We start from the raw sequence: 14,969 nt of genomic DNA, 5'->3' as shown, positions 1-14,969 counted from the left end.
ATGTGGCTCGAAGAACCGCGCAATCCGAATGCGCCGCTTGCTGGGTTCAAGGTCCTTGAACTCGCGCGCGTACTTGCTGGGCCTTGGGCAGGTCAAATTCTGGCCGACCTTGGCGCGGATGTGATCAAGATAGAAAGCCCTGAAGGTGATGGTACTCGCCAATGGGGTCCGCCTTGGGTGGAACGAGAGGGACCAGACGGCGAAGTCAGGCGCGAGGCGGCTTATTATCACGCCTGCAATCGTGGCAAGCGCAGCGTGGTCGCAGACTTCAGCAAGGCCAACGACCTTGAGCGCGTGCGCAGTCTTGTTGGGGATGCCGATGTCCTGATCCAGAATTTCAAGACGGGGGGGCTTGCCAAATTCGGCCTGGACTTTGGATCGTTGACACAGCTCAACCCCGCGCTTGTCTATTGCTCGATCACCGGCTTTGGTCACACCGGGCCTCGCGCTCATGAGGCCGGATACGACTTCGTGATTCAAGGCATGAGTGGCTTTATGTCTGTGACTGGCGAACCCGAAGGTGTTCCGGTCAAGATGGGCGTTTCAATCAGCGACCTCACTACCGGCATTTACGCAGCCAATGCCATTCAAGCAGCCCTTATTCAGCGAGGGCGCACGGGCAAGGGGCAGCAGATCGATATGAGCCTGCTGGATTGCTCGGTCGCGCTCCTCGCCAACCAAGCGACCTATCAGCTCACCACCGGCAGCAACCCACCGCGTATGGGCAATGCCCACGCGCAAGTCGCACCTTACGGCGTCTTTCCTGTGAGTGATGGGCATGTGATCCTTGCCCCCGCCAATGATCGGCTATTTGCGCGATTGGTTGAGCTGCTTGATCGCCACGAACTTGCCCAAGACCCTCGCTTTGCCAGCAATGGAGGTCGAGTGGACAATGCGGATGCCCTCGATGCCGAAATCGCCAAGGCCACCGCCAAGTGGACCAAGGCCGATTTGCTTGAAGCTTGCGCTACGAAAGGGATTCCTGCGGGTCCAATCAATGAACTCGATGAAGTCTTTGCCGACCCTCAAGTGCTCGCAAGAGGCCTTCGTGTAGACCTTGGCGGAATGCCCGGTGTGCGAAGTCCCTTCACCTTCTCAGATGCGGAACTGGCGCTTGATCGCCCATCTCCGATGCTAGGCGAAGACGGTTAGGATAATAAGCGCGCAGCTCCACGCCAAAGCCGTTCGAACGGTCCCATTCCGAGCCAGCGCAGCCACACTGGCGACCATAGAAGCATCGCTGTGACGGGCGCAAAGCTAAGCAAAAGTGCCTCACTCCTTGAGACTTCACCAAAAAGCGCCAAGCCCCAAGGGGCAAAAATCGCAGTCAGGATCACAGACGTCAGCAGATAGTTGGTCAGCGCAAGGCGGCCGACTGCTGCCAACCGCTCGGTCACCACACCGCCTTGCCCAAAGAAGGCCATCGCCATGGCTGCATAGGCAAGGCCGAGAAGCGTGTCGAAAGGTGCAGAAAGCACAAAGCCAGCGGCGCCCACAATGGGGCCGGAAAAGCCGTTGTCGGACACCCACCAGGCAAGCGCGAAAAGTGCAGGTATAGCAATAATGGCGGCGATTGCCGCACAGCGCTGCAGAAGGAATACCCGCCACTCCCCCGCTAACATACGCGTCTTCCAAAGACCCATGCCCAGCGCCATCGCTGCAAGGTTGATCGGCAAAGTGCTCCCGACATAAGATATCTGCGACGAGACACTCTCAATACCACGCGCGATGCGAGTCCCAAACTCCTCCCGACCTTGGTCGATCATGTATTGTACTGCAGCAGGGTTCGACCCAAAGGTGCGGTCAGCATAGAGATACGCATCGCTGCCAGTGCGCCCGTTGTATAAATCCAGCACACTCGAACCCAAGGCCACAATTCCGCCGCCCACATGCACCGCAACAAGCCCCACACAGATTGCAAACAGCGCCCTTGCATTGAGTGCGCTCAAAAGCGGCAGGGCACAGCCCGCAATTGCATAGGCGCGCAATATGTCATTGCTGGCAAGCAGGATCGCATGCGCCAGGCCAATCACCAGCAGCACCGCCATCCGGGAAAAATGCGCGCGCCAGGGCCGTTCTCCGCCCCGCTCAAGAAGGATGAGGCAACCCGCGCCAAAGAGCATCGCGAAAAGCGTGCGGAACTTATCCTCGATAAAGACGAAGCTGACGACCCAGATTAAGCGATCAAGGCTCGATCCTTCGCCAAGACCAGGTCCCCAGACCACCGGATTGTAATAGCTTTGCGCTGGCAACGCGAAGACATAGACGTTCATCCAGACAATACCGATGGCGGCAAGTCCGCGCAGAGCGTCGAGCTCTGCAACACGTCTGGATGAAGCGTGGGGCGTCGTCATAACAGACGCCTTACGCTATCAGCCAAGCGCTGCCTTCAAGTCTTCGACCAAATCTGTACGCTCCCAGGGGAACCGGTCACCATCAGCTGTGCGGCCAAAGTGGCCGTAAGCTGCGCTGACACGATAGATTGGCTTGTTGAGGCCTAAATGCGTGCGGATGGAGCGTGGGGTCAGCCCGCCAAGCTTGCCGATTGAGTGGATCGCCTCCTCAAGGCTCGCGTCGGTCACGCCATTGGCAGCTGTCCCATGCGTGTCGACATAGAGCGAAAGCGGCTCTGACACGCCAATTGCATAGGCGATCTGGATCGTGCAGCGAGTCGCAAGGCCAGCTGCCACCACATTCTTGGCGAGATAGCGCGTGATGTATGCCGCGCTGCGGTCAACCTTGGTTGGGTCCTTACCGCTAAACGCGCCGCCTCCGTGCGGAGCTGCACCACCGTATGTGTCGACAATGATCTTGCGCCCGGTCAGGCCTGCGTCGCCATCCGGACCACCGATTACGAAGCTGCCTGTTGGGTTGATGTGCCATTGGGTCGCGTCCGAGACGAAGCCTTCTGGAAGGATGTCGGCCACAACGCCTTTGACGTAAGTTTTTAGTTCGGCTTCTTGCGCTCCTGAGTCATAGCCTTCCGTGTGCTGAGTGCTGACAACAAGTGCCGTGCATTCGACCGGACGACCATTCTCATAGCGCAAGGTCACCTGGCTCTTGGCATCGGGCTCGAGAAAAGGTGCCTCGCCCGAGTGACGATCTTTGGCGAGCCGCTCGAGGATTTTGTGGCTGTAGTCGAGCGTTGCCGGCATCAAGTCCGGAGTCTCATCACAAGCAAAGCCAAACATTATGCCTTGGTCGCCGGCGCCTTCGTCCTTGTTCGAACCGTCTGCACCGGCATCGACACCTTGTGCGATGTGGGCGGACTGACCGTGGAGATGATTTTCGAAGGACAGCGTCTTCCAGTGGAAACCATCTTGCTCGTAGCCGATGTCACGAACTGTAGAACGCACCGCCTGTTCGATCTCTTCCTTGGCGCCCGGAGCCCATCCACCATTGACGGCCCAATCCTCATTGGCTTCGTCGTACATCGGCGCGCAGCGGATTTCGCCAGACAGGATCACGCGTTGGGTCGTCGTCATCGTCTCGCAAGCCACCCGTGCTTCTGGGTCTTTGGCCAGCATAAGGTCGACGACCGCATCCGAAATTTGGTCTGAAACCTTGTCAGGGTGGCCTTCGGAAACGCTTTCAGAGGTAAAAAGATAATCGCTGCGCATGGTATTTTGGGGCCTCCAGAGCCAGTGATTCTTACGCGCCCAGGGCGCTATATGCAGATATAAGGAAATCTTTATGTCTGTTGGATGAGGCCCTAGCCGCGAGAGTTGCGCAGCGCAAGCAATCTTGGCATCCCAAGACCCAAAAGCGCGAGCAATCCGGCCCACATCAGCGGGAGTGTATTTCCCAACTGTGAGAACAGTGTCGGGGTTTTCGCTGAAGGAATAAGGCCTTCGAGCGCATCTGCCTCTCCGCTGGCGACAGTATCCCGTACAATCCCATCCGCATCTATAACCGCGCTGATTCCGGTCGTAGTAGAGCGCAAAACCGGCAGCCCCTCTTCGATTGCCCTCATCCTCGCTTGCGCAAGGTGCTGCGGCGGCCCCCAGGTGCCAAACCAACCGTCGTTGGAAGGATTGAAGAGGTAGTCAGGCCTATTTTCCTGGTCGACGACCTGGCCGGAGAACACGATCTCATAACAGATCTGAATGCCAGCCTTGCCATGCTCACCGAGATCCAGCGTTTGTGGACCGGGGCCGGGAATGTATGGCACTGTACCAGCTGTGAGGCGAGATAGGCCAATTGCGCCCAAGACGTCCTCAAGTGGCAAATACTCGCCATAGGGCACCAGATGCGCCTTGGCATAGTGATCGGTGATCTCGCCTTCTCCATTCATCGCAATCACCGAATTGCGAGCCGAAAGGGCACGAGGGATGCCATCGGTTCCTGGCCCGATGTTGAGATTAACAACACCAGTGAGCAGGGTTGATTGCGGCCCAATCACCATGCCAATCCTACGCCGCGCGAAATCGGGATCGGCGCCCGCCGTCATGCGGGTGTAGTATCGCTGAGGATAGCCTTCTTCGAGATAGTCTGGCACGGCGCTTTCGGGCCACAGGACAAGGCGCGATTGATCGGCGTTCTTTTGTGTGAGGCGAGCGATGCGCTGAAATTGCTCTTCGAATTTGGAGCCGTCGTTGATCTCCTCTTGGGGAATTAGCGGCTGGACGAGGGTGAATTGGATATCCGTCTCACCATCGGATTGGACCCGTAGGAGCATGGGCCCGGCAACGATCGCCGCCACTCCCAAAAACGCAACCGCGCGATGCCACCCGCTCGGCAGCTTAACTGTCGAAGCCGCGACCAAATAGGTCGCCAACATGATCGCGATGCCTGAAAGCGCGTAGGTGCCAAGCCAAGGAAGAAACCGTGCCCAACCTGGCTCTTCCCATCCGCCAAGCAACATCAGCCCCAAGGGCGGCCACGGGTAACCGGTAAACACCCAGCTTCTAAGCCATTCGGTGGCAATCCATGCAGCGGCCAACACCGCCCCAAACGCAAGCGTACCACTGCGCCGCCCATTCCAACGCCCCGTCATATGCGCCGCCAGCGCCGCCAGCGCCGGGTACACCGCAAGATAGATGCACAAAAGCGGCACTGCTGCCCAGCCCAAGGCCTCAGGCATCTTCGCTTGATAGGTGAAGGCGGTGGCGATCCAATTGTTGGCCAACGTCAGATGCGCCCAGCCGAAGGTCCAGCCAATCCACAACGCGCCCTTCCAGCCGGAAGCGCTGCGCAAGTGCGCAATCCAGAGCGCGAGCCCTGGAAGGGCAATCCACCAAGCATGAATGGGAGGGAAGCCAAGCGCTGAAACAAGGCCCAAAAGGCCTGAGGTCACGCCCGGCCAACGTTGCGCAAATGCTTTGGCCTTGCCCCAAAGCGAGGCAAAAGCACCGGAACTCGCTATCGGTGCTTGACCGGCCAGAGTGTCAGAACCTTCAGCGGCCATCGACCCGATCCCTTACAGCAAGGAGATTGGTTCAGCCGACCGCTTCGAGGCCGTCATCATCCTCTGATCCGGCGCTCGCGCTGATCGCAGGAGGAAGGATTGAAGAGTCGATTTCACCCGTATCCTCAGCATCCTCGGTTTTTTTCCGACGAGTCCGGCGACGTGGAGTTTCATCAGAGCCCTCTTCACGAGGCTTGCGCGCCCGCCGCTTGGGCTTGGCGTTCTCTTCGTCGGCGCTTGCAGGTTCGCCTTCGACACCCGTTTCACCTTGATCAGCAGAAGTAGTGACTGCGTTATCGTCCTGTGAGTCGCCCTCTTGATTGTCGCGGCGCCCACGACCTCGGCGATTACCGCGGCGACGGCCCTCACCATCATCCTCATCGCGGTCATCATTGTTGGCCCCACGCTCTTCATTGCGCTTGGCCCGTGCTTCATCCTGACGCGCCTTATTGTCGGCGATCACCCGGAAGTAGTGGTCTGCGAATTGGAGGTAATATTCAGCCTGAACCCTATCGCCATTGTGCTGAGCGTCTTGTGCCAGCTTTTTGTACTTATCGAGCAGCTGAGGCGCATTGCCCCGCGCGCGGCTATCGATCCGGTTCTGGTTATTGCCGCCGCCTTGATTGCTGCGATTACCGCGACCGCGGCGACGATTGTTACGATTGTTATTCAAGGAAAATCTTCCTGTTAACGACCTTGGTGTCTCTCAACAGATAAGCACCATCGGTCAGTAGACCTTTCGTCCCTAAGCTAAGCCGCCCATGCGGCATGCCCTTGCCCGCGTTTCCTGACCTATGGGGGTGACCCCGGAAAGGCCGTTCAACATCGAATTTGGAGCTTAGGCCAGTGTCTCGCGTCCGACGCATGACAGTGGCTTGATTCGATAGCTAGCTGCCTATGATGCTTTTGCCAAGCCCTGATGACTTTTTCGTCAACGAAGCGCCAAGCAACGCGGGTGTCCTGCAAGGTCGTTGCGCAGTTCAGTGGTAAAGCCATGGTCTAGCGCGATTTGGGTGACAGCTTCTGCTTGAGCAAAACCGATTTCAAGGATCGCGACCGCTTCATCTCTCATCAAACCACGCAATTGCGGGATCAATACCCGATAGTCATCCAGTCCCTCTGGCCCCGCAAAGAGGGCAGAAACTGGTTCAAACTCGCGTACATCTGGTTCAAGCGGAGCCGCATCCTCTACATACGGCGGGTTGGATAAGATAAGATCGAAACGACCCAGACCGTCTGTCCAGCCTGGCTTTGTCCAATCACGCAGTTCGAATCGTGCGCGGTCCTGACCAAGATCGAGCGATTGCGCATTGCATTCGGCAATCTTGAGCGCCGCGACGGAACGGTCGGTCGCAACACCGGTTGCCCCTTCGAGTTCGAGCAAGACGGTCACTAGAATGGCGCCTGTCCCTGTCCCAAGGTCGAGCACGTACCTGGCCATAGGTACCGCTTCTAAAGCCGCATCGATCAAGCTCTCTGTATCGCCTCGGGGGATCAATGTGTTAGCGGTGACGGAAAACGGGCGACCGTAAAACTCCTGTATGCCGGTGATATGCGCGATCGGTTCATGCGTAGCGCGGCGCGTGACAAGATCGTCAAAGCTGAGGGGTGTGTCACTGGTCATGTGCCACAAAAGCATATCCGAACGGCTCACTCCCAGCGCATGCGCCATTAGCAATTCAGCATCGAGCCTCGCGGTGTCGCTGGTGGCGTCGAGCTTTGCGGTGGCCGCTCTAATGGCCTCAGAAACCGTCACTCTGCCAAAGCTGCCAAGCGTTTGGCCTCATCCTCGGAGATCAGCGCTTGCACCAATTCATCAAGGCCCGTGCCCGCAAGCACCTCTTCAAGTTTGTGCAAGGTAAGCCCAATCCGGTGATCGGTCACCCGGCCTTGCGGAAAGTTATAGGTGCGGATGCGTTCTGACCGGTCGCCGCTGCCGACCATTGCCTTTCGCGCCTCTGCTTCTGCGCCTTGGGCAGCATCACGCTGTGCTTCGAAAAGCCGAGCGCGCAAGACCTGCATCGCCTTTTCCTTGTTCTTGTGCTGACTGCGTCCGTCCTGACAGGTCACCACAAGGCCTGTGGGCTCGTGGGTGATGCGGATCGCGCTGTCGGTGGTGTTGACGTGCTGACCGCCTGCACCAGAGGCACGGTAGGTGTCGATCTTGAGGTCGCCCGGATCAATCTGCACATCGACCTCATCGGGTTCAGGCAGCACCGCCACGGTCGCAGCGGAGGTGTGAATGCGCCCTCCGCTCTCGGTCACGGGCACGCGCTGGACGCGGTGCACGCCGCTTTCAAACTTGAGCTTGGCGAAAACGCCCTGCCCGGTGATGTTGGCCACGATCTCTTTGAAGCCGCCGACTTCGGATGCATTCATGGAGACCGGCTCGACTTTCCAGCCCTGCTCACCAGCAAACTTCTCATACATGCGGAAAAGGTCGCCCGCGAAAAGCGCCGCTTCATCGCCGCCTGTGCCAGCGCGGATTTCGAGCATGGCGGGTTTGCTGTCCGCCCGGTCGCGCGGCAGCAGAGCAATGGCGAGCGAACGCTCTTTTTCAGGCAGAGATGCACGGATTTCGCTGAGTTCTTCTTCGGCCATCGCCTTCATTTCAGGGTCGGCGAGCATCTCCTCAAGGCCAACCATCTCTTCGCGCATAGCAGTGACCTCGGCAGCGATCTTGGCGACCGGTTCAAGCTCGGCATAATCGCGTGAGGCCTGGACGAATTCATCGCCTTCGAGCGTGCCAGAGGCCATACGGGCTTCAAGCTCGGCAAAGCGATTGGCGATTTGGTTGAGGCGGTCTTGTGGGATGTTCATTGGACTTAATCTCTAACTCGTCATGCTGAACTTGTTTCAGCATCCATTCTTCGTTCCTCAACAACTTCGTAATTGGAGAGATGGACCCTGAACCAAGTTCAGGGTGACGCAAAGGCTAAAGGCCCAGAATGCGCTCAAGCTCTGGATGCGTCGTCTCATCCCCTGATATTCGATGGCCATTTTCAGAGAAACTCACAATGGCATTCGGAGATCGCCTTACGGCCTTGTCGTAGCGCTTACGCGGCGACCCTTCCGCAATCAATTCGCCGCTCAATCCTGCCAGTCTCAACGATTTAAGCGCTGCGTAGCCCCGAACGAGAGCTACATCGCTTGAATCTTCAATGACGATAATAGCATCGGCGGGACCCTCTGATTTCTCCCCCACCAACATCGCCAGCCGCTCAATTCCAGCCGCCCAGCCAACCGCAGGGGTCGCTGGTCCGCCTAGGCTCTCCATCAAGCCATCGTAACGACCACCCCCGAGTACGGTGCTTTGCGAACCCAAAGCATCGGCCGCCGCTGATCCCTCGTCCGGGATGAACTCAAACGCGGTGTGGCGGTAATAATCGAGACCGCGCACAAGGCTTTCGGCGCGCTTCCATTTGACGCCTGCTGCATCGAGCCCGCTTGTGACACTCTCGAAGAACGCCAGCGCCTCTTCAGACAAAAAATGATCAATCTTGGGCGCATCGGCAACAAAGGCTTTGTCGCGAGGGTCCTTGCTGTCGAGAATGCGAAGCGGATTTTTGTGCAGCCGCTCTTGGCTGTCCTCGGAAAGCTCACCTGAAACCGCCTCGAAATAGTCTATCAAACCGGCACGCCAGGCATCGCGGCTCTCGGCGTCCCCCAGCGTGTTAAGGTGCAAGGTCACACCCTCAATGCCCAACTCCTTCAAAAGCTGATCAGCCATGGCGAGAAGCTCGACATCGGCTTGCGGTTCGCCCGTGCCCAGAATCTCCGCGTCAATCTGGTGGAACTGGCGATACCGACCCTTTTGTGGGCGCTCGTAACGGAACAATGGCCCGTGAGTTGCCAGCTTCAACGGGGCGTGCTGCTGCCAGCCATTGGTGAGGTACGCGCGCGCAATCCCAGCGGTGAATTCTGGACGCAGGGTCAAAGAGTCCCCGCCGCGATCCTCAAACGAATACATCTCTTTTGAGACCACATCGGTCGTCTCACCAATCGCACGGCTGAACACTTCAGTCTTTTCAAACACTGGCATTTCCGCCCTGCGAAAGCGGTAAAGCTTCCTCACACGCTCAAAGGTTTCCACCACAAAGGCAAACGCCTCGGCATCGGGTCCAAAAATGTCCTGCGTGCCGCGAATGGCTTTTGGCGTGTTCTTACTCATAAGGTTTGCGCGATTACGACTAAGGAAGGGCTTTCGCAATCCTTTGAAGCTCGCTAGAGGCGCAGCCCGAGCCTTTGGGGAGAGGGGCTGACTACTTTATCAGGAACCTTACATGCGTATCGACAAGATCCCTACTGGCGACAATCCACCCGAAAGCCTCAATGTCATCATCGAAGTGCCACTCGGCGGCGAGCCGGTGAAGTATGAGTTCGACAAGGACAGCGGCGCGCTTTTCATCGACCGTATTCTGCACACCCCGATGCGCTATCCGGCCAATTATGGCTTTGTTCCGCACACTTTGTCGCCCGACGGTGACCCGCTTGATGCGCTGGTGATTGCGCGCTCACCCTTTATCCCGGGCTGTGTGGTGAAGGCGCGGCCTATCGGCGTGTTAAACTTGGAAGACGAACACGGTGGGGATGAGAAACTGGTCTGCGTGCCGGTCGATACGACGTTCCCGTATTACTCAGATGTTGGCGAAACCAAGGATTTGCCCTCGATCATCCTGCAGCAGATCGAGCACTTCTTTACCCACTACAAAGACCTTGAAGCGGAAAAATGGGTCCGCATCGGCAAATGGGGCGACGCACAAGAAGCGCGCCAGATCGTCATAGAAGCGGTTGAGCGGGCCCAGAAATAGGCCCGCTACTCAGCCGGTTTAGCTGTTTGCTAGATAACGGCGAAGATCGCTTTGCAAAGGCCGGTCAGAGCAAGCGGCAGACCAATCGCTAGAACCCAGAGCATCACGGTGTCGCGGCGGAACGCGCCGGCGTGCGCTTCATCCGCAGCCTCTTCGTCCGACATCCCGGTCCAGCGGCGCTCAAACCAGCGACACGCCGGAATGATGGCGGCTACCAGGATAACGAGGGCAACATATGGCAGAAGCGACGACGTTCCTTCGCCAAGCGCCTTAACCGTCATAAAAATTTGAAGACCGGTGTAGACCAGCAATGCGTATGCGACATGGTCGCTCATCGACTTGCGCCAATCGCGCGCCTTGGCATCTGACTGATCGACGACCTCTTGGTTGCCTGATCCACGGCTGCCTGATCCGTGGCTGTTCGTCAGCTCGTTCATAAAAGCGTTCCCCAACGACTTCTGCTCTCTCTGCGATGAGTATCTCAAACAGAACGCATTGTTGCAAGCGCAGTAACCAAGCCGAATTAGTCGACGAGCTCGATCCGTGGATTTTCACATAAACCCGCGGAATTAAGGGGTTTTGCATAGGCGTTTGCTCAAGAATTGTGCCCGAAAGCAAAAATCTTGCCAAAATGCACCCACTCGCCCTTCCATGCGCAAAAGACGATGCTACATGAGAATCATATGAGCGAGCCCACTAGCATTTATGATGACACAAGCACTGTGGCCGAAAACGTCGCGGACGCAACAGCGCCGATGCCCGAAGGCGGGCTTGAAGTCATTTCAATCGCCAAAAGCTATGACAAGCGCGCAGTCCTCACCGATATTTCTCTGACGGTTGCCAAAGGCGAGGTGCTCGGCCTGCTTGGACCCAATGGCGCGGGCAAAACCACCTGCTTCTATTCGATCATGGGCCTCGTCAAACCGGATTCCGGCCGCATTCTGATGGATGGCGAGGATGTTACCAACCTGCCGATGTACAGGCGGGCGATCCTCGGGCTTGGCTATCTACCGCAGGAGACCAGCATCTTTCGCGGGATGACGGTTGAGCAGAATATCAATTGCGTCCTCGAGATGGTGGAGCCTGACGCAGAAACACGCGGACGCGAATTGGAGCGCTTGCTCGAGGAATTTGGGCTCACTCGCCTGCGCGAAAGCCCTGCTATGGCGCTTTCAGGCGGTGAACGGCGGCGCTGTGAGATTGCTCGGGCCTTGGCGGCCAAGCCCTCGATCATGCTTCTGGATGAGCCTTTTGCAGGGATTGATCCGCTTTCGATCAGCGACATTCGCGATCTTGTGAAAGACCTGAAGAGCCGCGGTATCGGGGTTCTGATTACCGACCACAATGTGCGCGAGACCTTGGATATCGTGGATCGCGCTTGCATCATCTATGGCGGGCAGGTGCTATTTGCTGGGACGCCGCAGGCTCTGGTCGAAGATGAAAACGTAAAGCGGCTCTACCTAGGGGAGAGCTTTACGCTCTAAACCGCGCGCCAATGGCATTAGGCCCCCGCCTCGACTTACGCCAATCGCAACAGCTGGTTATGACGCCTCAGCTGCAGCAGGCAATCAAACTGCTTGCGGCTTCTAATCTAGAAATCGAAATGTTCATCGGCGATGCGTTGGAGAGCAATCCGCTGCTGGAGGCAGGCTCTGTCGCTGCCGATAATGAAACGCCTCCCGGCGAACCCGACGACATCCCGCGTGAGGAGTTTACCGCTGACCAATTGATGGAGCAGGCGCAAGGCGAAAGCGAGGCTCCGCTCGACATCGACGTAAGCGCCATCGACCGGGACCGCGATACAGGCGAAGCCAGCATTGGCGCTGGTGGGCCTTCGGAAGCAGAATGGGGATCTGCTGGCGGCGCATCCGGCGGTATGGATGATCTGCCTGGCATCGAGGCCACTAAGGCCGCAGAGCTCACGCTTGCCGAGCATTTGGATGCGCAGATTGGCGGGATCGCCACCAACCCACACGAGGAATTTGTCGCTCGCCATATTGCGGGATTGCTCGATGACGCGGGTTATCTCACGGCATCTTTGCGCGATGTCGCCTATGATCTGGGCGTTGATATGGATTGCACAGAAGATGCGCTCGAAGTGGTGCAGATGTGCGATCCCACCGGAATTGGTGCGCGCGATCTGGGCGAGTGCCTGGCTCTGCAAGCCAAGGATGCTGACCGCTACGATCCGGCCATGGCAACCATGCTCGCCAATTTGGAGTTGCTTGGCAAAGGGGATGTGCCTCGCCTGAAGCGATTGTGCAAAGTCGATGATGAAGACTTCGCCGATATGCTGCGCGAACTGCGCGAATATGATCCTAAACCGGGTTTGGCCTTCGCTTCGTCAACCAGCGAGGCGGTGGTGCCCGATGTATTGCTTGGCGCAAAAGACGATGGCGGCTGGGACATTGCCCTTAACCAGGACACACTTCCACGCCTGATCGTTAACCGCGACTATTATATAGAGCTGGGCGGTGAAGGAGCCGACGAGGAAACTCAGGGTTGGCTCAAGGAAAAACTGGCGGATGCCCATTGGTTGATCCGCGCGCTGGACCAGCGGCAGAGGACTATCCTCAAGACCGCCGCCGAAATCGTTAAGCAGCAGGATGGCTTTTTCAGGCGCGGCGTCTCTGAATTGCGTCCGCTGACTTTGCGCGAAGTCGCTGAGCAAATCGATATGCACGAAAGCACGGTCAGCCGTGTGACGAGCAACAAGTATCTCCATTGTGACCGGGGCACATTCGAGCTCAAATATTTCTTCACCAGCGGTGTCGCCTCTTCCGATGGAGAGGGCGCGTCCTCCGAGGCCATCAAGGCGCGGATCAAAGCATTGATCGATGCCGAAGACCCCAAAAAGGTGCTGTCTGATCAGAAGCTGGCGGACCTGCTCAACGAGGAGGGTTTCGGCCTCGCTCGGCGAACGGTTGCCAAATATCGTGAAGCGATTGGGATTGGCTCAAGTGCAGAACGCAGGCGGGCTAAAAAACTCGCTGGGTTCTGAGAATACCGGGCTTTGCGGCCCCACCATCGGTTGTGACACATCGCTTGCTGAGTATCTGGTTGGGGTGGTGTATATGAAAGCGGACCTCCCGCTAGCGACCCAATTGCGGTCAGTTAAACGATACTGATTCTGCCGCCAGAGGCTCTCTGGCTGGAGCGGCGACTACCCACCGACAGGAGATATTTCTTCTTGTTTATCGGCCAGGTTAGGCCGAATGCTAGTGGAAATAACAGATGGAATGATAATGAAACGAATCTTGCTGTGGATCGTGTCCGCATCTGTTCTGGCAACCACACTGATTGGGATCGCTTTTGTTTCTCTTGGGGGGATGCAAATGATTACTTCCCCAACTTATCCGGAAACATCGCCTCCACACGACTTAGCCTCGGACTTCTCATACTTTCGCGAACTGGTGCTTCTCAACGAAGCCGGCGTTACCGAAGGGCAGGCGAACGAATTTAAGGCCATTGTTGAGTCGGCGAAGCCGCCGCAATCGGTCGATGATCTTTCGCTATCGATGCTAAGGGCGCTAGCGCCCTTGGACAACGCGCATACGACCGTTCTCTCCCCTCGAATGCATCGATTGCCGGTTCGCTTTCATTGGACGTCTGATGCGCTCATCATTGTGAAGGCAAGGCCGGAACAAAGCGCACTTGTCGGGCAAAGAGTGCTCTCGCTGGGCGGGAAATCTCCGGAAGAACTGATTGCAAATGTACCACGACTGATTGGCGGCGGGACCCAGAGTTGGAAACGGTATCGGAGCGAATTTCTGTATTCAGCGCCGAGCGCGCTTTTACTGCTGGGCGCTCAAACAGATGGGGCTGCGGTGCAGCTCGAGGTATTGTCTTTAGATGGCTTGATAACAGAGACAATGCTCGAGGCTGATCCTGTCGAAATGCCAGGAGATCCTTTCTGGGACTTTCTCGATGCATTTCCGGAAGATTCAAGTTTTGAGACAGATGGTTGGGTGAACTTGCTAACCGCCGATCAGCCGCTTCCCTTGTATCTGCAGGAAGCGGAGCGGACGCTATTTGCAAAAGCACTTCCGGCTGAGCAAGCGGTCTATCTTCGTGTCAATGGGAGCTTTGACGATAAAGACGAGACGATTTCTCACTTTGGAAATCGCGTTCTGGAAATGATCGCTGAAGCGAATGCTCAGAACATCATTGTCGATTTCCGCTACAATCGCGGCGGCGATTACACACAGCTGCTGCCGCTGGTGAGTGACCTTTCGGAGGCTGTGCCATCTGATGGTCGCCTCTATTTGATCACCGGCCCCAACACATTTTCCGCAGGCCTTGTCGCTGGTTCGCAGTTCAAGCACCATATTCCCGATCAACTGACGATTGTTGGCAGTGAAGTCGGTGATGTCTTGAGGTTCAAGGCAGAGGGGTTTGCCCCCAAACTCCCGGCGTCCGGCGTTCAACTCTACATCACAACGGCTTGGGGTGATGTTGCGAAAGGGTGCGATTGGTTCGACGATTGCTTTTTGCCGAACAAGCTTTTGGTGAGCGGTGTGGGGTCTATGGACATTGATCTACCGATCGAGAACACCTGGCGTGCATTCGTGGACGGAGAGGATCTTGTGTTGGAATCCATCCAAAGCGACATTTTGGCGCGCCAGACTCCTGGTTAGGTTAATCGGGGCGCGGTACCATCTGTGGATAGCGACCGCTTTCACCCTCAGATTTGGCCATTCAAAAGAGGGCAGGGCCGAACCCGAAGCGGTCAATGCCACATCACTCCCAAG

The 14,969-nt window shown here is 57.1% G+C and carries 13 protein-coding genes; 5 read left to right on the top strand and 8 right to left on the bottom strand.

Annotation, left to right across the window (positions count from 1 at the left end; translation table 11 throughout):
* Complete coding sequence (locus Q0778_RS10755; RefSeq protein ID WP_298335948.1) at positions 1-1,152, top strand: CoA transferase; 1,152 nt, start codon at positions 1-3, stop codon at positions 1,150-1,152.
* On the opposite strand, the gene Q0778_RS10750 is transcribed toward Q0778_RS10755, so the two are convergent.
* From Q0778_RS10750 to hisS, 7 genes are all read right to left on the bottom strand, one after another.
* A complete protein-coding gene (locus Q0778_RS10750) occupies positions 1,149-2,354 on the bottom strand; it encodes a DUF418 domain-containing protein (protein WP_298305834.1) in 1,206 nt (401 codons plus the stop codon). The two genes, Q0778_RS10755 and Q0778_RS10750, sit on opposite strands and share 4 nt — an antisense overlap.
* A gap of 18 nt (positions 2,355-2,372) precedes the next feature.
* Complete coding sequence (gene metK, locus Q0778_RS10745; protein ID WP_298305837.1) at positions 2,373-3,620, bottom strand: methionine adenosyltransferase; 1,248 nt, start codon at positions 3,618-3,620, stop codon at positions 2,373-2,375.
* A 92-nt stretch (positions 3,621-3,712) separates the two neighbouring features.
* Positions 3,713-5,407, bottom strand: coding sequence for an apolipoprotein N-acyltransferase (gene lnt, locus Q0778_RS10740; protein ID WP_298335946.1), 1,695 nt, complete (start codon positions 5,405-5,407; stop codon positions 3,713-3,715).
* A 31-nt stretch (positions 5,408-5,438) separates the two neighbouring features.
* Entirely contained in the window at positions 5,439-6,080 is a 642-nt protein-coding gene (locus Q0778_RS10735; RefSeq protein ID WP_298335944.1) for a DUF4167 domain-containing protein, read from the bottom strand.
* Positions 6,081-6,338: 258 nt separating this feature from the next.
* Positions 6,339-7,163, bottom strand: a complete 825-nt coding sequence (prmC, locus tag Q0778_RS10730) for a peptide chain release factor N(5)-glutamine methyltransferase (protein ID WP_298335942.1) — start codon at positions 7,161-7,163, stop codon at positions 6,339-6,341.
* Complete coding sequence (gene prfA, locus Q0778_RS10725) at positions 7,160-8,227, bottom strand: peptide chain release factor 1 (RefSeq protein ID WP_298305848.1); 1,068 nt, start codon at positions 8,225-8,227, stop codon at positions 7,160-7,162. The genes prmC and prfA overlap by 4 nt, the downstream gene beginning before the upstream one ends.
* Before the next feature lie 115 nt (positions 8,228-8,342).
* A complete protein-coding gene (hisS, locus tag Q0778_RS10720) occupies positions 8,343-9,578 on the bottom strand; it encodes a histidine--tRNA ligase (RefSeq protein ID WP_298335940.1) in 1,236 nt (411 codons plus the stop codon).
* Positions 9,579-9,690: 112 nt separating this feature from the next.
* Here hisS and ppa point away from each other — a divergent pair, with 112 nt between their 5' ends.
* A complete protein-coding gene (ppa, locus tag Q0778_RS10715) occupies positions 9,691-10,218 on the top strand; it encodes an inorganic diphosphatase (RefSeq protein WP_298305853.1) in 528 nt (175 codons plus the stop codon).
* A gap of 29 nt (positions 10,219-10,247) precedes the next feature.
* Here the strand turns inward: ppa and Q0778_RS10710 are convergent, their stop codons facing one another.
* Positions 10,248-10,655: a hypothetical protein gene (locus tag Q0778_RS10710; RefSeq protein ID WP_298335938.1), complete on the bottom strand. Its 408-nt coding sequence runs from the start codon at positions 10,653-10,655 to the stop codon at positions 10,248-10,250.
* Positions 10,656-10,901: 246 nt separating this feature from the next.
* Here Q0778_RS10710 and lptB point away from each other — a divergent pair, with 246 nt between their 5' ends.
* From lptB to Q0778_RS10695, 3 genes are all read left to right on the top strand, one after another.
* On the top strand, positions 10,902-11,702 hold the full coding sequence (gene lptB, locus Q0778_RS10705) for an LPS export ABC transporter ATP-binding protein (RefSeq protein ID WP_298305858.1): 801 nt from the start codon (positions 10,902-10,904) through the stop codon (positions 11,700-11,702).
* An 11-nt stretch (positions 11,703-11,713) separates the two neighbouring features.
* On the top strand, positions 11,714-13,219 hold the full coding sequence (gene rpoN, locus Q0778_RS10700; RefSeq protein WP_298335936.1) for an RNA polymerase factor sigma-54: 1,506 nt from the start codon (positions 11,714-11,716) through the stop codon (positions 13,217-13,219).
* 334 nt (positions 13,220-13,553) lie between these two features.
* Positions 13,554-14,855, top strand: coding sequence for a hypothetical protein (locus tag Q0778_RS10695; RefSeq protein WP_298303852.1), 1,302 nt, complete (start codon positions 13,554-13,556; stop codon positions 14,853-14,855).
* Positions 14,856-14,969 lie beyond the last annotated feature (114 nt).

The sequence above is a fragment of the uncultured Erythrobacter sp. genome, assembly GCF_947502395.1.
In the GTDB taxonomy this organism is placed as follows: domain Bacteria; phylum Pseudomonadota; class Alphaproteobacteria; order Sphingomonadales; family Sphingomonadaceae; genus Erythrobacter.
This window is presented reverse-complemented; position numbering and strand designations above follow the sequence as displayed.